Genomic DNA, 19384 nt, shown 5'->3' with positions numbered 1-19384 from the left:
TATTGATCGGGTGTGTTTTCTTGACCCGAACCGGTGTCCACTTGGCGCGAAACCGCTATAAGCGTGACAATTGAAAAAAGGCGAGGCCTGCGGGCACATGCGTCCATGACCGAAACCACCTTCAAGATCACGCTCGGCCAGTTGAATCCGACGGTCGGAGACATTGCCGGCAATGCGGCCAAAGCGCGCGTCGCGCGCGCCCAGGCCAAGGCCGACGGCGCGGCGCTGGTGGCGCTTCCGGAATTGTTCATCGCCGGCTATCCGCCCGAGGATCTGGTCCTGAAGCCCGCGTTTCAGGCGGCGTGCCGCGAGGCGGTCGAGAATCTCGCACGCGAGACCTCCGACGGCGGACCGGCCATGCTGATCGGCACTCCGTGGGTGGACGACGGCAAACTCTATAATGCGTATGCGTTGCTGGATGGCGGGCGGGTCGCGGCGATCCGCTTCAAGGTCAATCTGCCGAACTACGGCGTGTTCGACGAAAAGCGCGTGTTCGCGAGGGGACCGGTCGGGGGACCCTTGAAAATTCGGGGCGTGCGGATCGGTGTGCCGATTTGCGAGGACACCTGGGTCGAAGAGTCCGCCGAGTACGAGAACGTCGTCGAGTGCCTGGCGGAAACCGGCGCGGAAATTCTCGTCGTTCCCAACGGCTCGCCCTATGCGAAAGGCAAGAGCGACATCAGGCTGTCGATCTCGGTGGCGCGCGTGACCGAGAGCGATTTGCCGCTGGTCTATCTCAATCAGGTCGGCGGTCAGGACGAACTGGTGTTCGATGGCGCGTCGTTTGTCCTGAACGCCGATCGCTCGCTGGCCGCGCAGCTTCCGGCCTTCAGGGAAAGTGTCGTCACGCTGCACTGGACCAAGTCCGCGGCGGGATGGCAGTGTGCAGGACCGGTGGCGCCCCAGATCGACGACGACAAGGCCGACTACGCCGCATGTGTGCTGGGCTTGCGCGACTACGTCCAGAAGAACGGATTTCCGAGTGTCCTGCTCGGCGTGTCCGGCGGCATCGACTCGGCCTTGTGCGCAGCCATTGCCGTCGATGCGCTGGGGGCGGAGCGTGTCCGCGGCGTCATGTTGCCGTTCCATTTTACGGCGCAGGTCTCGCTCAACGACGCGGCGACGCTCGCGAAGGCGCTCGGCATTCGCTACGAGGTGCTGCCGATTGCGCCCGCGGTGAACGGTTTCGAGGAGGTTCTCTCCGGCACCTTCGCGGGGCTCCCGCGCGACGTCACGGAAGAGAACCTGCAGTCGCGCGCCCGCGGCACGCTCTTGATGGCGATCTCCAACAAGCTGGGTGCGATGGTGGTGACCACCGGCAACAAGTCGGAAATGTCGGTGGGCTACGCGACGCTGTACGGTGACATGAACGGCGGCTTCAATCCGATCAAGGATATCTACAAGACCGAGGTGTTCCGGCTGGCCAGCCTGCGCAACGCATGGAAGCCGGACGGCGCGCTCGGCCCGTCGGGCGAAGTGATCCCGGTCAACATCATCACCCGGCCGCCGACGGCGGAGCTGCGCGAAAACCAGCTAGATCAGGATTCGCTACCGCCCTACGATCTGCTCGACGCGATCCTCGAGGGGCTGGTCGAGCACGAGGAACCGCTGGCGTCGATCGTCGCCGAGGGCTTCGACCGCGACATGGTCGCGCGGATCGACCGCTTGCTCAACGTCGCCGAATACAAGCGCCGGCAGGCGGCGCCGGGCGTCAAGGTCACGCGCAGGAATTTCGGCCGCGACCGCCGCTACCCGATCACCAACCGGTTTCGCGATCCCGGCACACCGTTGCCGAAGCCGGATGAAGACCTCGTCTCGCGGTCAGGGACGGTGTCGGCGGAAGCTTTTGAGGGATGACGGCGTAAGAGCCGCTATTGCGCGGGTATAAACGTCGGTCCCACTGAACGGATCGGCTTGTTCGGTGGTGTCGTATCGGTCAGCGCTGCACCGGCGGGGGTGGTCTTGGGGGTGGCGGGCGCATGGGAGGTCGTCGCGGTTGTGTCCTTCTTTTGCGAGCCTTTGCTGCCGGCCGGCTGAGACATCTTCCTGGCGCCGTCTTCCGTGACGATGATGTCACCCTGCTGCGCCGCCGCGGCCTTGTCGTCGAGTCCCTTCAATGCCTCCGCCCAGGTCTCGCCCGCCGGTTTGCATGAGCACGATGGATTGAATGTCTGACGGTATTTGAATGCGTTCGGCGACGACGAATAAGGCTGTCCGTTGATCGAGACGGCCTGATGCATGTCCTCGCCGGGATTGCGATAGGCATAGAGAGTAGCGTCCGCCGCTGGGCAAAGGTTCTTGCAGGTTCGTTCGTCGTCGGGAAACCGGCTCGGAACGGTGGCAAACGAGATCGGAAAGTAAAAACCATCGCACGAACGGACGCAGACGGTCCGATACGTCCCGGATTGCACGCCTCCCGAATCGACCGGCGGTGGGATCGGTTGATTGTCGGGGTGGTTGCCGAACAGGTTGTCGAAGAAGGAGCCCTGGTTCCGCGCGGCCGCGGCATATTGCGGGCCGCAATCGTTCTGCGCCAGCGCCACCAGCACGGAGCGCCGCTGACTGTCGCGGTCGGGGTTGCCGGCGCCGCTGCTGGCTCGCAGCCGCTCCAGGTTGGTGGTGAGCTGCTCGAGATTGGCCCGCATTTGCTGGATCTGGTGGCTGACCGGTCCGCACTGCGCCGACTGGCCGTTGAATAGCTGGAAGAACCCCGAACTGTCGCAGCCCATGCGCCGGGCTTGCGCGGTTACGCGTTCGAGTTCGGCCTGTTGCCGGCCTGCGGCATCCTCATAGCGGCGAATCTGGCCGGCTCGCGCCGGATCGACGCCGGCGCGGTCGATGCTTGCGAGTTGCGCCTCGAGTCGCGGGCACATCGGATTGACGCCTGGCGGAGCGCCCTGCGCCAGGGCATCGGCGGCAGGAGCCGCGATGCCGAGGGCGGCGGCGCAGGCCAAAATCCGCATCGTGCGGCGGGCAAACAAAAGGTCAGGCATGATCCGCCATCAGAGCGATCCCGGGGCGATGCTGCAAACTTGCTCTACGAAGAGGTGTTGTGTTCCGAACGCAGACGCGCCCATCGCGGTGACTTTTTTTACGCAATCCGGGCGAGCCTGATTGCGTCGCAAGACGCTGATGGTACAGGCCGGATGCGTTACTGGAGCGGCCGTTCGACAGCGTGGCCATGTCATATCCGCTTCTCGCGGCAGCGTCACGTCGTTTCCGGGGCACGAGTGTGGCGGCTCGGCGCGATACCGACTTTCCCACTATGGATCGACGGGTCAGCGTTGACAGGTGATCGCGACGTATTCGTTGCAGCCGCTGTGCCGACAGGAGCCTGTGGACCCCGGAATCGAATCCGTCATCTCATCGGGCCTGATGCGCCGGTAAGCGGTGGCCCGTGCAAAATCGCGTGACCGGCAATAGGAGTGCGCGGCGTAAGCGCCGCACCTCTCGCCTTGGGCGAGGCACTGGTCGACGCCGTATCCGTCGGCCTGGTTGGCGATGATGAAAACGCGGCTATCGGCCCATGCGGTGGCTCCCACGAAGAGAACCACGGCCGCCAGAATTACGGGAATAATACGCATTGTGTGCCGGGAAATGGAGACCATCGCCGTTGCGAGCCACGACGAGCCGGGGCGATTTCGCGGCGAAATGAGGCGTTTGTGGGGCGTGGCCTTGACGCCGCACCCCCGGTCGTTCCATGATATCGGGATGAACGGTCTCCTCGCCATTTCTGGCATTTGCCGCGAGATTATGCGCTAGCGATTCGCTGGCTGAGGCCGTCTTTTCTCACAAGAGATCACTGGACGCCCGGCCGTTGGGAACGGGATTCCATGGAACTGCGCCTTTACGATACCCTGACCAAGGAGAAGCGGGCTTTCACGCCGATCGATCCGTCGAACGTGCGGATGTATGTCTGCGGTCCGACGGTCTACGACTTCGCCCACATCGGCAATGCGCGGCCGGTCATCGTGTTCGACGTGCTGTTCCGGCTGCTGCGGCATCGCTACGGCGCCGACCATGTCACCTACGTCCGCAACATCACCGACGTCGATGACAAGATCAACGACCGCGCGGCGCGGGACTTTCCGGGCCTTCCGCTGAACGAGGCGATCCGCAAGGTCACGGAAAAAACCGCCGACCAGTTTCAGGCCGATGTTGCGGCGCTCGGCTGCCTGCCGCCGACCCATCAGCCGCGCGCCACCGAGTTCGTGTTGCCGCGCGCCGACGGCCGGGCCGACATGGTGACGTTGATCCGGCAGTTGATCGCGCGGGGGCACGCCTACGAGGCCGGCGGCGAGGTGCTGTTCGACGTGCAGTCGATGCCGGACTACGGCGCGCTGTCGGGCCGCAGGTTAGATGAGCAGAAGGCCGGTGCGCGAGTCGCGGTGGACGCGCACAAGAGGAATCCGGCCGACTTCGTGCTGTGGAAATTGTCATCCGAGAACGAGCCGGGCTGGGACAGCCCGTGGGGCAGGGGACGGCCTGGCTGGCACATCGAATGCTCGGCGATGAGCGCGGCCTATCTCGGCGGTGAACGTGGCGACGAGGTCTTCGACATTCACGGCGGCGGCCTCGACCTGATCTTCCCGCATCATGAAAACGAGATCGCGCAGTCGCGTTGCGCCCACGGTACACACGCGATGGCGAACTACTGGATGCACAACGGCTTCCTGCAGGTCGAAGGCGAGAAGATGTCGAAGAGTTTGGGCAACTTCGTGACGATCAATGATTTGCTCAGGGACTGGCCCGGCGAAGTCGTACGTCTCAACATGCTGAAGACGCATTATCGCTCGCCGATTGATTGGACGCTGAAGGGGTTAGAAGAAAGCCGTCGTGTTCTTGATGATTGGTACAAGGATGTCGCCGACATTGAGCCTTCAGACGATATAGACCCTGAATTTCTGGACGCTTTATTGGATGACCTGAATACTCATAAGGCCATTACCAGATTGCACCAGATTTCACCGACACTCCGTTTGAGCGAGGGCCGGCTTGACGATTGGTCCGGTGATGCGGCGCGACGTCACAAGAAATCGGCAGCATTGCTGCTCGGCTTGTTGCCTCAGACCGCGGCTGAGCGAACCGAACGTGGGCGATCCTTGACCGGCATTGATACGGCCCGCATTGATCAGTCGATCAATGATCGCGCCGCTGCCCGCGCCCGAAAAGACTTCAAGGAATCCGATCGCATCCGCGACGAACTCGCTGCCATGGGCGTCGTGCTGAAGGACGGCAAGGATGCCGACGGCAAGCCAAAGACGACATGGGAGATCGCGCGATGAGCGCGCAGTCGAGTCTTCCCTCTCCCCTTGCGGGAGAGGGTGCCGAGCGCCTTCGGCGCGAGGCGGGTGAGGGGTCGTCTCGAAAAGCAACGGCTCGAAGTTTACGATCGCGGATGACCGACGCTGAGCGGAAGCTCTGGTTTGCGCTCAAGGACCGGCGCTTTCAGGGCCTCAAGTTTCGCAGGCAGGTGCCGGCCGGACCCTACGTTGCGGATTTTCTCTGTTACGAACTGCGGCTCGTTGTCGAGGTGGACGGCGGTCAGCACGCGGAGTCGGTGCATGATGCCGAGCGTGACCGCTGGTTCGCGGACAATGGGTTTCGCACGCTCCGGTTCTGGAACAATGACGTGCTGTCGAATTTGGAAGGCGTGCTGACTGCAATTGCCGAGGGAACGGCAACCCCTTACCCGACGGCTCACTTGCGCTCGCCGCCACCCTCTCCCGCAAGGGGAGAGGGAAAAAAGAAGGCTTCACAATGAATGCACCTGCGCTGCGGCCGATGCTGCCCGCCGACGTTCCCGTTCTGGCGGCGATCTTTGTCGCCAGCATCGAGGAACTGACCGGCGACGACTACAGCAAGGCGCAGCAGATCGCATGGGCCAGTGCCGCCGATGACGAGGGCAAGTTCGGCGCGCGGCTCGCGAACGAATTGACGCTGGTGGCAACGCTGCAGGGCTCGCCCGTCGGCTTCGCATCGCTCAAGGGCGCCGATCACATCGGCATGCTCTATGTGCATCCGGGCGCGGCGAGGCGCGGGGTCGCGACCACGCTGTGCGATGCGCTCGAAAAGCTTGCTGGCGCCCGCGGCGCCACGGCGCTGACCGTCGAGGCCAGCGATACGGCACAGCGATTTTTCGCCAAGCGCGGTTACGTCGCGATGCAACGCAATTCGGTGACGATCGGCGACGAGTGGCTGGCCAACACCACGATGAAAAAGACGCTGGCGGCGGGAGGTGCGGCATGAGCCGCGAGCACCTCTATCTGTTCGATACCACGCTGCGCGACGGCGCTCAGACCAACGGCGTCGACTTCACGTTGCAGGACAAGCAGGCCATCGCGAAGATGCTGGACGATCTCGGCATCGACTATATCGAAGGTGGCTATCCCGGCGCCAATCCGACCGACACTGAGCTGTTTTCGCAAAAGCCCGCGCTTCGCCATGCGCGGTTCACCGCCTTCGGCATGACGCGGCGGCCGGGGCGATCCGCCGCCAACGATCCGGGGCTGGCCGCGCTGATCGAGGCCAAGGCGGATGCGATCTGCTTGGTGGCAAAATCCTCGGCCTATCAGGTCAGAGTCGCGCTTGAGACGACGAACGACGAAAATCTGGCGTCGATCCGCGACAGCGTGAAGGCCGTCGCGGCTGTGGGCCGCGAGGTCATGATGGACTGCGAGCATTTCTTCGACGGCTACAGGGAAGACCCGGCGTTCGCGCTGGCCTGCGCCATGGCGGCTTACGACTCCGGCGCGCGCTGGGTTGTGCTGTGCGACACCAATGGCGGCACCATGCCGAACGAGATCGAGGCGACGGTTCGCGAGGTTGCGAAACACATCCCCGGCGACCACCTCGGAATCCACGCCCATAACGACACCGAGCAGGCGGTCGCCAATTCGCTCGCGGCGGTGCGCGCGGGCGCGCGGCAAATCCAGGGCACGTTGAACGGCCTCGGCGAGCGTTGCGGCAATGCCAATCTCTGCTCGTTGATCCCGACGCTGAAGCTGAAGACGGAATTCGCCGATGCCTTCGAGATCGGTGTGTCCGAGGATCGCCTTGCGACCCTGACGCAGGCGTCGCGCACGCTCGACAACATGCTCAACCGCGCGCCGAACCGGCACGCTCCTTACGTCGGCGAAAGCGCGTTCGTCACCAAGACCGGCATTCACGCCTCCGCGATCATCAAGGATCCCGCGACCTACGAGCATGTCGCGCCGGAATCGGTCGGCAATCGCCGCAAGGTGCTGGTGTCGGATCAGGCGGGCCGCTCCAACGTGCTCGTCGAACTGGAGCGGGCACACATCGCGTTCGACAGGAACGATCCCAAACTCGGACGGCTGATCGAGGAGATGAAGGCGCGCGAGGCGGCGGGCTACGCCTACGAATCCGCCAATGCGTCGTTTGATCTTTTGGCGCGGCGCACGCTCGGCCGCGTGCCGGAATATTTAGATGTCGAGCAATTCGACGTCAATGTCGAGCAGCGCTACAACTCGCACGGCGAGCGCATTACCGTCGCGATGGCGGTGGTGAAGGTGAGGGTCGACGGCCAGACACTGATCTCGGCCGGCGAAGGCAACGGTCCTGTCAATGCGCTCGATGTCGCCTTGCGCAAGGACCTCGGCAAATACCAGAAATATATCGAGGGACTTAAACTGATCGATTATCGCGTGCGTATTCTCAACGGAGGCACGGAAGCCGTGACACGCGTTCTGATCGAGAGCGAGGACGAAGAGGGCGAGCGCTGGACCACGATCGGCGTGTCGTCCAATATCATCGATGCGTCGTTCCAGGCCCTGATGGATTCGGTATTCTACAAGCTGGTGAAGTCCGGCGCGCCGGCGTAAGGGGTCCGCTGCGGTTATAGCCGACCGGCGACGTCGGCCGGCATCTGCTTGGAGTTCAGCGCGTCGCTCGCGGCGGCGCGAAGTTTCGGCAGGATGTCCTCCACGTGATCGGCCTGCAGGATATTGACGGCGAGCGTCGGCCGGATGAAGGCGGTGGCCCGCATGTGGGCGAGCAGCGCCAGCAGCGGTTCCCAGAAGCCGTCGACATTCGCCAGCATGATCGGCTTGCTGTGCCGCCCGAGCTGCTGCCAGGTGAGCTGCTCGACCAGTTCCTCCAGCGTGCCGACGCCGCCGGGCAGGGCGACGAACGCGTCCGACCGCTCGAACATCAGGCGCTTGCGCTCGTGCATATCGCGGGTGACGATCATCTCCTGCACGCGCGACAGCGCATGTTCGCGTGCGGTCAGGAAATCCGGAATAATGCCGGTGACGGTGCCGCCGTGATCGAGGGTCGAGGTCGCGATGGCGCCCATCAGCCCGACCGAGCCGCCGCCATAGACCAGCCCGACGTTGTTCCGGGCGAGCGCTCTACCAAAAGCGACGGCGGCTTCGACGAATTGGGGATTTGTACCGGGGCCTGAGCCGCAATAGACGCAGACCGTTTTGATGGTGTTCATGGAATCGATGTGGCCCGGAACAACTGCGGCGTCAAGGTTCGGCTATTGTCGGCACGGGGTCAAGCGCCTGCGGGGCCGCCCTCCGCAGCGAAAAATCGCCGGGAATAGGGTGTACGCAGCACCCAAACGCTCTATATGACGTCGATATATGACCTCGATCAGACGATATTCGCGGCGGTGGACGCCATTTTCGGGTTCAGGCCTGAGCGATGGCTGACGCGGCTGCGCATCCGGCGAGCGCGCCGGCAAAACCGTCCGATGATCCGACCCGAAGCGCGACGCTCGGCCGGGCGCTTGTGCATCTGTGGCCCTACATGTGGCCCGGCGATCGCGCCGACCTGAAGATGCGCGTCGTCTGGGCGATGCTGCTGTTGCTTGTGGCCAAGGTCGCCACCCTGATCGTTCCGTTCACCTTCAAGTGGGCGGTCGATGCGCTGAACGGCGCGGGAAGCGCGCCCGTGCAGCCCGACAACTGGGCGATGTGGTTGATCCTGTCGCCGCTGGCAATGACGCTGGCCTACGGTTCCGTCCGCGTGCTGATGGCGCTGCTCACCCAGTGGCGCGACGGCATCTTTGCCAAGGTCGCGATGCACGCGGTGCGCAGGCTGGCTTACCGGACGTTCGTCCACATGCACGAGCTGTCGCTGCGTTTTCACCTCGAACGCAAGACCGGCGGGTTGACGCGCGTGCTCGAACGGGGCCGCAACGGCATCGAGGAGATGGTCCGGCTCGTCATCCTCCAGCTTATTCCGACTGCGGTCGAAGTCGGGCTGCTCACCGCCGTTCTGTTGTGGCAATTCGACTGGCGCTACGTGCTGGTGACGCTCGTGACCGTCGTGGTCTACATGGCCTTTACCTACAGAGCGACGCAGTGGCGCATCGAAATCCGCCGCCGGATGAACGAATCCGATTCCGACGCCAACGCCAAGGCGATCGACTCGCTATTGAACTACGAAACGGTGAAATATTTCGGTGCCGAGTTGCGGGAAGCGAAACGCTACGACCGCTCGATGGAGCGGTTTGAGGCCGCAAGCGTCTCTACTTACACCTCGCTGGCTGTTCTCAACGGGGGACAGGCGGTCATCTACACGGCCGGTCTGACGACGATCATGATCATGTGCGCGATCGGCGTGCGCAACGGCACTCATACGGTCGGCGATTTCGTCATGGTCAACGCCATGATGATCCAGCTCTACCAGCCGCTCAACCTGATGGGCATGGTCTATCGCCAGATCAAGCAGGCGATCATCGATATCGAAAAGATGTTCGGCGTGCTGACCCGCAATCCGGAGGTGAAGGATCGCGCCGGCGCGCAGCCATTGCATGTTGGGCACGGTTCGGTGCGGTTCGAGGATGTGCGGTTTTCCTACGATCCGAATCGCCCGATCCTCAAGGGCATGACGTTCGACGTGCCCGCGGGAAAGACGGTGGCGATCGTCGGGCCGTCGGGGGCGGGGAAATCGACGATCTCACGCCTTTTATTTCGCCTTTACGATGTGTCGAGCGGCCGTATCCTGATCGACGGCCAGGATATCCGCGACGTCACGCAGGTCTCGCTGCGCGCTGCGATCGGGATGGTGCCGCAGGACACCGTGCTGTTCAACGACACCATCCGCTACAACATCCGCTACGGCCGCTGGAACGCGACCGACGAAGAGGTCGAGATCGCCGCCCGGACGGCGCAGATCGACGGCTTCATCAGGATGTCGCCGAAGGGCTACGAGACAGAGGTCGGCGAGCGCGGGTTAAAACTGTCCGGCGGCGAGAAACAGCGTGTGGCGATTGCGCGCACCGTACTGAAGGCGCCGCCGATCCTCGTGCTGGACGAGGCGACGTCGGCGCTCGACAGCCACACCGAGCATGAAATCCAGGAGGCCCTCGAAGGGGTCTCGCGCAACCGCACTTCGCTGGTGATCGCGCACCGGCTGTCGACCATCGTGGGCGCCGACGAGATTATCGTGCTCGATCAAGGCCGAATCGCCGAGCGGGGAACCCATACGGAGCTTTTGGCGGCCGACGGTCTTTACGCCAGCATGTGGAACAGGCAACGCGAGGCGCAGGAGGTGCGGGAGAAACTGGCGCTGATCGGCGATGACGACGACGTCCCCAACCGTGCCCCGCCTCCTGTGGACGATCCGCTGGTGGCGCCGGCCGCCGCGGCAGAGTAGAATAGGCCTAAGGCAGCCCCCCGAATCAGGCATCGTGTTTCAATACGGATGCCGAGCGAGGGGGCGTGACGCGTTCCCATAAAGCCACTTTCACCTCAGATTCATTCGCAGATCATCAGGTGCTCATGTCCATAGATCGACAGACTCTCCTATCCGTCGCCAAATCCATCCGCTCCGGTGCCAAGTCCGTCCGAGCACAAATTTCGCCAATTCATCCGAAGGGTTATCCCTTCGTCGGTGGCTTCGCAGTGGTCAGTCTTATTCTGTTCTGGATCTGGACCCCGCTGGGCTGGATCGGAACGCTGCTCACGGTGTGGTGTGCGCTGTTCTTCCGCAATCCGGCCCGTGTGACGCCAATCCGCGAGGGCCTCGTCGTCGCGCCGGCGGACGGCCGCATCTCGATGATCACGCAGGTGGTCCCGCCGTTCGAGCTCGAACTCGGCGAGCAGCCGCTAGTGCGCATTTCGATCTTCATGAGCGTGTTCAATTGCCACGTCAATCGCAGTCCGGTCGCGGGGCGGATCGAACGGATCGCCTATCGTCCCGGCAAATTCATCAACGCCGAACTCGACAAGGCGAGCGAGGACAACGAGCGCAACTCGCTCGTCATATCGACGCCGAACAACGGGACGGTTGGGGTGACTCAGATCGCCGGGCTGGTTGCGCGACGCATCGTCTCGTTCGTGCACGAGGGGCAGACGATCGAGGCGGGCGAACGCTTCGGGCTGATCCGGTTCGGTTCGCGGCTCGACGTCTTCCTGCCGGAGGGGACGCAAGTGCTGGTGTCCGAAGGCCAGACCGCGATCGCCGGCGAAACGGTGCTGGCCGATTTTAAGCAGGAAGACGGCGTGCGGACCTATCGCAGCAGTTAGCCGCTCGGGCGGTTTGCCCGGGTGTCCGGCAGATGGCGGACCGGGCAAAGCCCTGCTATATTAAGGCCCTGCTATATAGGAGAAGTGCAGACGCCATACGATCCGAAATCGTCCGAGATACGCCGTCGCCGGTTTCGCCCGATTCCGGTGCGGATGCTGGTGCCCAATTTCATCACGCTGCTTGCTATTTGCGCGGGACTGACGGCAATCCGGCTCTCGACCGAGGGGCGGATGGAGCTTGCGGTGGCTGCTATCGTGTTCGCGGCTGTGCTCGACGGGCTCGACGGGCGGGTGGCCCGGATGATCAAGGGACAGTCGAAGTTCGGCGCCGAACTCGACAGCCTCGCTGACTTCGTCAATTTCGGTGTCGCGCCCGGCCTGATCCTCTACTTCTGGCAGTTGCACGACCTCAACAATGTGGGCTGGATCGCGGCGATGATATTCGCGATCAGCGGCGGCCTGCGGCTCGCCCGCTTCAACGCGACGATGGACGATCCCAACAAGCCGGCTTTTGCCGCAAAATTCTTTACCGGCGTGCCTGCGCCGGCGGGTGCGATCACGGTGCTGTTGCCGATCTATCTGGCGTTCCTGGGCGTCCCGCATCCGCCCGCGGTGCTGACGGCGTTTTATACGCTGCTGATCGCGATCCTGATGGTTTCGCGGTTACCGGTCTTCTCCGGCAAGATGGTTGGGATGCGCGTGCCGCCGGAACTGGTGCTGCCGGTCTTCGTGTCGGTGGTGTTCTTCATCGCACTCCTGATCAGTTATCCATGGGTCGTCCTGTCCTTCTGTTCAATCGGCTTTCTGGTGAGCCTTCCGATCGGTTGGAAATCCTATCGCGATCAGGACCTCAAGGCGGCTGTGGAGCAGACGTTTCCGGCCGAGCCGTCATCCGCCGAATTCACCGACGCCGCATCGCCGGTTGCGCCGCCCCCCGGGGCCAAGTCGCCAACCATTCCGATCAGGCCACGGAAGCAGGACAACCGGTCTCCCCGCCCGAATTGAGAAACCTTGCAGACGTGCAGCGGTCCGGCGTCCGGTGCGTTGGACGCTTGAACGGCAACATGTCGATGCCTCGTCGTTGGTGGGAATCATAGCCGTTCCTCAAACGGTTGTGCCCGCCCGCGAGCCGCTTTGGTTCGGTATTAACACATTGGCAACGATTACCTTTCCGGTAACGGGTCTTTAATGGCGCCAAAGTTAGGGTGTCGACGCGTGGCTCAGAACGGGCCGCGCCGCCGTCCAGGATGGCCGGTCGAGTATGCGTGGAGTTCTCATGGATATCATGACGGGTGCCGGACTCGCTTTCGGCATGATCGTAGTCGCCGTGATGGTCTTTATGGGCGGCGATCTCCACATGTTCGTCAGCGAACATGCCTTGATCATCATTTTCGGTGGTGCGACCGCCGCCACGATGATCCGCTTCCCGCTCGGCGCAATTCTGCACGGCTTGCCGCTCGGCGCCAGGTTTGCCTTCACCATGAGCCGGCTGACGGCGCGCGACCTTGTCGACGAACTGGCGCGGATCGCCGAAATCGCCCGCAAGCAGGGGCCGGTGGGCCTCGAGAAAGTCGAAACCAACGAGCCGTTTCTCGCCAAGGGAATCCGGTTTGTGGCGGACGGTTACGATCTCGAATTCATCCGTGACAATCTCGAGCGCGACCGCGACAATTTTCTCATGCACCTCGATGAGGGAAGCAAGATCTACCGCGCCATCGGCGATTGCGCTCCGGCGTTCGGCATGATCGGCACCCTGATCGGCATGGTGCAGATGTTCGCCAACATGACCGATCCCTCCAAGCTCGGTCCGTTCATGGCGACTGCGCTGCTCGCGACGCTCTACGGCGCGCTTGTCGCCAACCTGTTCTGCCTGCCGATTGCGGACAAGCTGCACGGCAAGCTGCTGGACGAGGAAACCAATCGCACCCTGATCATCGACGGAATCCTGATGATCCGGGATTCCAAGAGTCCGGCGCTGGTGCGCGAAATGCTGCTCGCCTATCTGCCGGAGAAGCATCGCCAGGAGGAAGGCGAGCCGGTTCCGGCGTGATCTGGGGAGAGCATTTCAATAGCTTGGGAGCGCCCGTTCTGATTCCATCAGAACGGTAAGCGCGCTAGTCGGGAAACCAGCAATGGCCAAGAAAAAACGCGGCGATGCGCATGGCGGAGGGCACGGCTGGTTCGTCACGTTCGCCGATCTGATGGGCTTGATGATGAGCTTCTTCGTGATGCTCGTCGCGTTCTCCACCATGGACAACAACAAGCTCAAGATTGTCGCGGGCTCGATGCGTGACGCCTTCGGCACCCAGACCGAGGTGCGATATTCCGGCATCATCGAATCGGATGGCTTGCCGACACGGCCAAAACTGAAGAACTCCGCGCACGTCCCGCCGGAGGAAACCTCCGCCACCCCGACTCCCAACGAGCAGGAGCGCTCCAAGACCGCGGGCGCGCGCCTCAAGACGGATCGTGAGTTTGCGCTCGCTTCCGCGTCGCTACGGCAGGCGCTGCAAGACATGCCGGAGCTGACCGAGCTCTCCAAGCACATCATGTTCGAGGAGACCAAGGAAGGTCTCAACCTGGAGATCGTCGACCAGGACGGCCGATCGATGTTCGCGGACGGATCCAAGGAGCCTTACGAGCGGACGCGGATGCTGATCCGGAAGCTTGCGGCGCCGCTCAAGGCGACGCCTTTGCGGATTTCGATCACCGGTCACACCGCCTCGAACTTCATGCCGACGCGCAGCGACTATGACGGCTTCGATCTGTCCGCGGACCGCGCCAACGCCGTTCGCCAGATTCTCGAGCGCGAGGGGCTGCCGCCGAGCCATATCTTTGCGGTAGCGGGCAAGTCGGACAGTATGCCTCTGTTTCCGGACGATCCCTCGCTGGCGGCGAACCGGCGCGTCACCATCACCCTGATGCGCGAGGCACCTCCGTTGCCTCCGAATTTGAAGCCCTGATCGCCAACCATACTATTTTACCGTGGGCGAGCTTCCTGCCGGACGAATCAATGCAGGCTGTCAATGCCATTCGATGGATTGACGGCTCTCTCCTTGTGGGCGATAGCCCCGGATCAAAACCACCATCAGAGCGTTGCAAGACACCATGGCCGTCAGCGATCCACCCGCCGAAGCCGGAGGCGAAGCTTCGGCAACGAGGAGCGGCTTTTGGGCGTTAACGCTCGGAAGCATCGGCGTGGTCTTTGGCGATATCGGGACGTCGCCCTTGTATGCGTTCCGCGAGGCGGTCAATCATGCCGCGCAACAGGGAACGGTGACGCCGGTGATCGTGCTCGGCGTGCTGTCGCTGATCCTGTGGTCGCTGTTCATCGTCGTCACCGCCAAGTACGTTCTCCTGCTGCTGCGGGCCGACAACAACGGGGAGGGCGGAACCCTGTCGCTGATGGCGCTCGGGCAGCGGGCGCTGGGGCGACAAAGCCTGCTCCTTCTGGCGCTCGGCGTGGTCGGCGCCTCGATGTTTCTCGGCGATTCCATGATCACGCCGGCGATCTCGGTGCTGTCCGCGGTCGAAGGATTGAAACTCGCGGCGCCGGAGTTCGACGACTACGTCGTCCCGCTGACGTTGCTGATCCTGGTCGTGCTGTTCGCGGTGCAGAGCCGCGGCACGGCGCGCGTGGCCTCGGCGTTTGCTCCGGTGATGGCACTGTGGTTCGTGGCTATCGCTGTCCTCGGCGCTCTGCACATCCACGAAGACCCGAGCGTGCTGTTAGCCGTCAATCCCTGGTACGCCATTCACTTCCTGCTCAATCATGGCCTGATCGGCCTCGTCATCATGGGGTTGGTCTTTCTGTCGGTCACGGGCGGCGAGGCGCTGTATGCCGATCTCGGCCACTTCGGCCGCAAACCAATTCAGGCGGCGTGGTTCTGTCTGGTGCTGCCGGCGCTGCTGCTGAATTATTTCGGACAGGGGGCGCTGGTCCTCGCCCATCCCGACGCCATCGAGAACCCCTTCTACCGTCTGGCGCCGGCGCCGATCCTCCTGCCGCTGGTCATTCTGGCAACCGCCGCCACGGTGATCGCCAGCCAGGCCGTCATTACCGGCGCCTATTCGCTCATTCGTCAGGCCGTGCAGCTCGGCCTGTTGCCGCGTTTCGAGGTGCGCTACACCTCCGAGACCCATGCCGGCCAGATCTACCTGCCGCGTGTGAACATTCTGTTGCTGATCGGCGTGCTGCTTTTGGTGCTGTTGTTCCGCACCTCCAGCGGGCTCGCCTCGGCCTACGGGATTGCGGTGTCCACCACGATGGTCGCCGACGGCATCATGGGCTTTGTCGTTGTCTGGAAGCTGTGGAACTGGCACCCGGCGACGGCTGCCGCATTGGTCGTCCCGCTTGTCGTCGTCGACATCATGTTTTTCAGCGCCAATCTCCTCAAGCTGCTTGAGGGCGCATGGGTGCCGCTTCTGTTCGGCCTCATTATGGTTGTGCTGATATGGACGTGGCGCCGCGGCGCGGCCATCCTCATCAAAAAGACCCGGCGCACCGAGGTGCCGCTTCTGGATCTCATCAAGAGTCTGGAAAAGCGCCCACCGCACATCGTCAAGGGCACAGCGGTGTTTCTGACCAGCGATCCCAATTTCGTGCCTACCGCGCTTTTGCACAATCTCAAGCACAACAAGGTGCTTCACGAACACAACGTCATCCTGACGATCGAAACCACGCAAACCCCCCGCGTCGATCCCACCGAGCGGGTTCGCATGGAAAATATCAGCGAGAAGTTCTCGACCGTCAGCCTCCGCTTCGGGTTCATGGAATTGCCGAATGTCCCGAAGGCCCTGGTGATCGCGCGCAAGCTCGGCTGGCAGTTCGACATCATGGCGACGTCGTTTTTCGTCTCGCGGCGGTCGCTGAAGCCGTCCGCGCAGTCGGGAATGCCGCTCTGGCAGGATCACCTGTTCATCGCGATGAGCCGGTCGGCCAACGATGCAATCGATTATTTTCAGATTCCGACCGGGCGGGTCGTGGAAGTGGGAACGCAAGTCATCATTTAGACAAGCCGTCATTTAGAATTGTGGCGGCGCTTGATTTTGTCGGCGCAAGGGGCGACCTTGCGCGGCTGGAGAGAGGGCGAAACCGGCTATGAGCTGGTGCGGGCGCCTGAATGCGGGGACGAGGAGGTTGCGTTGGCGAATCTGAATTTTGTCGTTCACGACTTGACGCCGGAAGATGTCTCGAAGGGCATTGCCGACGGACGCTATCTGCTGGTTGACGTCCGCGAGCCGAACGAGATCGCGGCGGAAGCTTTCCCGCACGCGGTCGTTGTCGCCCTGTCGAGTTTCGACCCCAAGGCGATTCCCGACCCGCAAGGCAAGCAGGTGGTGTTTGCCTGCCGCTCGGGCAAGCGCTCGGTGACCGCTTCGCTGGCGGCGCAGGCCGCTGGCCTCGCCTACGACAAGCATCTCGACGGCGGAATTCTGGGATGGAAAGCGGTGGGGCTGCCGACCCGAACCGGCGGCTGAGATTTGACGCTCTCGATGAACAAGGTCTTCGCCGACCTTCCGGTCACGATCTTCGAGACGATGTCGCAGCTCGCGCGCGACAACGATGCCATCAACCTGGGGCAGGGCTTTCCCGACGATCCGGGGCCCGAGGATATCCGGCGCGCGGCGGCGGACGCCGTTCTCGACGGCTACAATCAATATCCATCCATGATGGGAATTCCGGAGTTGCGGCAGGCGATTGCCGCGCATTACACCCATTGGCACGGCCTGTCGCTCGATCCGATGACAGAGGTCATGGTCACCTCGGGCGGCACGGAGGCGTTGACCAGCGCGATACTCGCCATGGTCGAGCCGGGCGACGAGGTCATCGTGTTCCAGCCGGTCTACGACTCCTATCTTCCGATCATCAGGCAGGCCGGCGGCGTTCCGCGCCTGGTCCGTCTCGAACCACCGCACTGGCGGCTGACGGAAGACGCGCTCCGCGGCGCATTCACCCGCAAGACCAAGGCGGTGCTTTTTAACAATCCGCTCAATCCGGCCGCGGTGGTCTATCCGCGGGAGGATCTGGAATTGCTGGCGCGGTTTTGCCAGGAGTTCGATGCGGTCGCGATCTGCGACGAGGTCTGGGAGCATGTTGTCTTCGACGGCCGCGAGCATATTCCGCTGATCGCCATCCCCGGTATGCGCGACCGCACCATCAAGATCGGCTCGGCCGGGAAGATATTTTCTCTGACGGGCTGGAAGGTCGGCTTTGTCTGCGCCGCGCCGCCGCTGCTGCGGGCGACCGCGAAGGTGCATCAGTTTCTGACGTTCACGACGCCCCCCAATCTTCAGGCCGCGGTCGCCTATGGTCTCGCCAAGCCGGACGATTTCTTTTTCGCAATGCGCCGCGATCTGGCGCGACGCCGGGACCGTTTGACCCGCGGCTTTGAAGACATCGGGTTCCCCGTGCTGCAATCGCAGGGGACCTATTTCCTGACGATCGATCTTGCGCCGCTCGGCCTCAATGAAACCGACGAGGCGTTTTGCAGACGCATCGTGACGGACCACAAGGTCGCGGCGATCCCGGTTTCCGCGTTCTATGAACAGGAAGCGGTCACCTCGATCGTGCGCTTCTGTTTCGCGAAGACGGATGCCACGCTCGACCGCGCGCTGGAGCGTTTGTCCGATGCCGTGCATGTTCTTTAGAGCCCCGCTTCTGATTTCATCAGAAGCGGTTCTCTATGTTTTTGGTTTGACGCGTTTTCTTCACGCGAACCGGTAGCCACTTCGCTCGAAAACGCTTTAGGGACTGTGCAAGCGATGGTTTCAAATCGATACACATGGGTCTGGGTTGCCGCCGCGATCGCGCTTGGCTTCAGTGGAGCGTCATCGCGGCCAGCCCATGCGGCCGAGCGGACCGTCAATTTCTACAACTGGTCGAATTATATCGCGCCGGGCGTGCTCGATGCCTTCACCAGGGAGACCGGCATCAAGGTGGTCTATGACACCTTCGATGCCAACGAGACGCTGGAAACCCGGCTGCTCGCCGGCAAGTCTGGCTACGACGTGGTGGTGCCCACGGCATATTTCCTGCAGCGCCAGATCCACGCAAATATCTTCCAGAAACTCGACAAGACGAAGCTGCCGAACCTCGCCAACGCCTGGCCGGAGGTGACGGCGAAGCTCGCAGTCTACGATCCGGGCAACCGCTACGCCGTGAACTACATGTGGGGCACGACCGGCATCGGCTACAACGTCAAGGCGGTGCAGCGCATTCTTGGACCCGACGCCAAGATCGATAGTTGGAATATCATCTTCGATCCGGACAAGCTGGCAAAGTTCAAGGACTGCGGGGTCCAGATGCTCGATTCCGCCGACGATATTTTGCCGGCGGCATTGAACTATCTGGGTCTCGATCCGAATTCTATAGCAAAGGCCGATCTCGAACGTGCGGCGGCCCTTGTCAGCAAGGTCAGGCCCTTTGTTCGGAAATTTCATTCCTCGGAATATCTGAACGGTCTCGCCACCGGCGAGATCTGCCTTGTCGTCGGCTGGTCCGGCGATATCAAGCAGGCGCAGAGCCGCGCCGCCGAGACCCATAACGGCGTCGAGATCGGCTATGCGATTCCGAAAGAAGGCGCGCAGATGTTCTTCGACAATCTCGCCATTCCGGCGGATGCCAAGAATGTCGCCGAAGCCTATGAGCTGATCAACTATCTCTATCGGCCCGACGTGGCGGCGAAGAATTCCGATTTCCTGTCCTACGCCAATGGCAATCTGGCCAGCCAGAAGCTGATCGATCCGAAAATCTTCAACGACAAAACGATCTATCCGGACGCGGCCACGATGAAGCGGCTGTTCGTCATCACCGCGCGCAACCCCGCGACCCAACGCGCGATCAACCGGCTCTGGACCCGCGTGAAAACCGGGCGATGATC

Annotated in this window: 17 protein-coding genes; 14 read left to right on the top strand and 3 right to left on the bottom strand. The window is 62.6% G+C overall.

Going from position 1 to position 19384, the window contains the following annotated elements; genetic code table 11:
* The first annotated feature begins 105 nt into the window (after positions 1-105).
* The gene (locus V4R08_RS06450; protein WP_335578584.1) at positions 106-1857 is read left to right on the top strand and encodes an NAD+ synthase; all 1752 of its coding nucleotides are present in this window, start codon (positions 106-108) and stop codon (positions 1855-1857) included.
* Positions 1858-1871: 14 nt separating this feature from the next.
* Here the strand turns inward: V4R08_RS06450 and V4R08_RS06445 are convergent, their stop codons facing one another.
* Together V4R08_RS06445 and V4R08_RS06440 are read right to left on the bottom strand one after the other, a co-directional pair.
* On the bottom strand, positions 1872-2993 hold the full coding sequence (locus V4R08_RS06445) for a DUF2865 domain-containing protein (protein ID WP_335578583.1): 1122 nt from the start codon (positions 2991-2993) through the stop codon (positions 1872-1874).
* Between the two features lie 285 nt (positions 2994-3278).
* Positions 3279-3584: a hypothetical protein gene (locus V4R08_RS06440; RefSeq protein WP_335580196.1), complete on the bottom strand. Its 306-nt coding sequence runs from the start codon at positions 3582-3584 to the stop codon at positions 3279-3281.
* Positions 3585-3833: 249 nt separating this feature from the next.
* On the opposite strand from V4R08_RS06440, the gene cysS reads away from it, so the two are divergent.
* Genes cysS through cimA form a run of 4 tightly spaced genes read left to right on the top strand, consistent with a single transcriptional unit; the run spans position 3834 to position 7844 of the window.
* A complete protein-coding gene (gene cysS / locus V4R08_RS06435; RefSeq protein WP_335578582.1) occupies positions 3834-5285 on the top strand; it encodes a cysteine--tRNA ligase in 1452 nt (483 codons plus the stop codon).
* The gene (locus tag V4R08_RS06430) at positions 5282-5764 is read left to right on the top strand and encodes an endonuclease domain-containing protein (protein ID WP_335578581.1); all 483 of its coding nucleotides are present in this window, start codon (positions 5282-5284) and stop codon (positions 5762-5764) included. Before cysS ends, V4R08_RS06430 begins: the two co-directional genes overlap by 4 nt.
* The gene (locus V4R08_RS06425; RefSeq protein ID WP_335578580.1) at positions 5761-6249 is read left to right on the top strand and encodes a GNAT family N-acetyltransferase; all 489 of its coding nucleotides are present in this window, start codon (positions 5761-5763) and stop codon (positions 6247-6249) included. Before V4R08_RS06430 ends, V4R08_RS06425 begins: the two co-directional genes overlap by 4 nt.
* Positions 6246-7844: a citramalate synthase gene (gene cimA, locus V4R08_RS06420; RefSeq protein ID WP_335578579.1), complete on the top strand. Its 1599-nt coding sequence runs from the start codon at positions 6246-6248 to the stop codon at positions 7842-7844. The genes V4R08_RS06425 and cimA overlap by 4 nt, the downstream gene beginning before the upstream one ends.
* 14 nt (positions 7845-7858) lie before the next feature.
* Here cimA and V4R08_RS06415 read toward each other — a convergent pair whose 3' ends face one another.
* The gene (locus V4R08_RS06415) at positions 7859-8461 is read right to left on the bottom strand and encodes an LOG family protein (protein ID WP_335578578.1); all 603 of its coding nucleotides are present in this window, start codon (positions 8459-8461) and stop codon (positions 7859-7861) included.
* A gap of 209 nt (positions 8462-8670) precedes the next feature.
* On the opposite strand from V4R08_RS06415, the gene V4R08_RS06410 reads away from it, so the two are divergent.
* The 9 genes from V4R08_RS06410 (at position 8671) to V4R08_RS06370 (ending at position 19382) form a co-directional block, all read left to right on the top strand.
* The gene (locus tag V4R08_RS06410) at positions 8671-10629 is read left to right on the top strand and encodes an ABCB family ABC transporter ATP-binding protein/permease (RefSeq protein ID WP_335578577.1); all 1959 of its coding nucleotides are present in this window, start codon (positions 8671-8673) and stop codon (positions 10627-10629) included.
* 125 nt (positions 10630-10754) lie between these two features.
* Complete coding sequence (locus V4R08_RS06405; RefSeq protein ID WP_335578576.1) at positions 10755-11501, top strand: phosphatidylserine decarboxylase; 747 nt, start codon at positions 10755-10757, stop codon at positions 11499-11501.
* A gap of 153 nt (positions 11502-11654) precedes the next feature.
* Entirely contained in the window at positions 11655-12506 is an 852-nt protein-coding gene (pssA, locus tag V4R08_RS06400; protein ID WP_335580195.1) for a CDP-diacylglycerol--serine O-phosphatidyltransferase, read from the top strand.
* Positions 12507-12777: 271 nt separating this feature from the next.
* Entirely contained in the window at positions 12778-13551 is a 774-nt protein-coding gene (locus V4R08_RS06395) for a motility protein A (RefSeq protein ID WP_335578575.1), read from the top strand.
* Between the two features lie 82 nt (positions 13552-13633).
* The gene (locus tag V4R08_RS06390) at positions 13634-14464 is read left to right on the top strand and encodes an OmpA/MotB family protein (protein ID WP_335578574.1); all 831 of its coding nucleotides are present in this window, start codon (positions 13634-13636) and stop codon (positions 14462-14464) included.
* 145 nt (positions 14465-14609) lie between these two features.
* Complete coding sequence (locus tag V4R08_RS06385) at positions 14610-16514, top strand: potassium transporter Kup (protein WP_335578573.1); 1905 nt, start codon at positions 14610-14612, stop codon at positions 16512-16514.
* Positions 16515-16646: 132 nt separating this feature from the next.
* Complete coding sequence (locus V4R08_RS06380; protein ID WP_335578572.1) at positions 16647-16982, top strand: rhodanese-like domain-containing protein; 336 nt, start codon at positions 16647-16649, stop codon at positions 16980-16982.
* Positions 16983-16997: 15 nt separating this feature from the next.
* The gene (locus tag V4R08_RS06375; RefSeq protein WP_335578571.1) at positions 16998-18152 is read left to right on the top strand and encodes an aminotransferase; all 1155 of its coding nucleotides are present in this window, start codon (positions 16998-17000) and stop codon (positions 18150-18152) included.
* A gap of 114 nt (positions 18153-18266) precedes the next feature.
* Positions 18267-19382: a polyamine ABC transporter substrate-binding protein gene (locus V4R08_RS06370; protein WP_335578570.1), complete on the top strand. Its 1116-nt coding sequence runs from the start codon at positions 18267-18269 to the stop codon at positions 19380-19382.
* Positions 19383-19384: the final 2 nt, after the last annotated feature.

Source organism: Nitrobacter sp. NHB1, from assembly GCF_036964665.1.
Lineage (GTDB): Bacteria > Pseudomonadota > Alphaproteobacteria > Rhizobiales > Xanthobacteraceae > Nitrobacter.
Note: the sequence above shows the minus strand (reverse complement) of the source record. Positions and strands in the feature narration are given on the sequence as shown.

What these genes read in the sequence shown, in the direction of transcription:
- V4R08_RS06415 (WP_335578578.1), bottom strand. Translation starts at nt 8,461, where the DNA reads ATGAACACCATCAAAACGGTCTGCGTCTATTGCGGCTCAGGCCCCGGT.
- cimA (WP_335578579.1), top strand. Translation starts at nt 6,246, where the DNA reads ATGAGCCGCGAGCACCTCTATCTGTTCGATACCACGCTGCGCGACGGC.
- V4R08_RS06405 (WP_335578576.1), top strand. Translation starts at nt 10,755, where the DNA reads ATGTCCATAGATCGACAGACTCTCCTATCCGTCGCCAAATCCATCCGC.
- V4R08_RS06450 (WP_335578584.1), top strand. Translation starts at nt 106, where the DNA reads ATGACCGAAACCACCTTCAAGATCACGCTCGGCCAGTTGAATCCGACG.
- V4R08_RS06445 (WP_335578583.1), bottom strand. Translation starts at nt 2,993, where the DNA reads ATGCCTGACCTTTTGTTTGCCCGCCGCACGATGCGGATTTTGGCCTGC.
- V4R08_RS06370 (WP_335578570.1), top strand. Translation starts at nt 18,267, where the DNA reads ATGGTTTCAAATCGATACACATGGGTCTGGGTTGCCGCCGCGATCGCG.
- V4R08_RS06430 (WP_335578581.1), top strand. Translation starts at nt 5,282, where the DNA reads ATGAGCGCGCAGTCGAGTCTTCCCTCTCCCCTTGCGGGAGAGGGTGCC.
- V4R08_RS06440 (WP_335580196.1), bottom strand. Translation starts at nt 3,584, where the DNA reads ATGCGTATTATTCCCGTAATTCTGGCGGCCGTGGTTCTCTTCGTGGGA.
- V4R08_RS06410 (WP_335578577.1), top strand. Translation starts at nt 8,671, where the DNA reads ATGGCTGACGCGGCTGCGCATCCGGCGAGCGCGCCGGCAAAACCGTCC.
- V4R08_RS06395 (WP_335578575.1), top strand. Translation starts at nt 12,778, where the DNA reads ATGGATATCATGACGGGTGCCGGACTCGCTTTCGGCATGATCGTAGTC.
- cysS (WP_335578582.1), top strand. Translation starts at nt 3,834, where the DNA reads ATGGAACTGCGCCTTTACGATACCCTGACCAAGGAGAAGCGGGCTTTC.
- V4R08_RS06425 (WP_335578580.1), top strand. Translation starts at nt 5,761, where the DNA reads ATGAATGCACCTGCGCTGCGGCCGATGCTGCCCGCCGACGTTCCCGTT.
- pssA (WP_335580195.1), top strand. Translation starts at nt 11,655, where the DNA reads ATGCTGGTGCCCAATTTCATCACGCTGCTTGCTATTTGCGCGGGACTG.
- V4R08_RS06390 (WP_335578574.1), top strand. Translation starts at nt 13,634, where the DNA reads ATGGCCAAGAAAAAACGCGGCGATGCGCATGGCGGAGGGCACGGCTGG.
- V4R08_RS06385 (WP_335578573.1), top strand. Translation starts at nt 14,610, where the DNA reads ATGGCCGTCAGCGATCCACCCGCCGAAGCCGGAGGCGAAGCTTCGGCA.
- V4R08_RS06375 (WP_335578571.1), top strand. Translation starts at nt 16,998, where the DNA reads ATGAACAAGGTCTTCGCCGACCTTCCGGTCACGATCTTCGAGACGATG.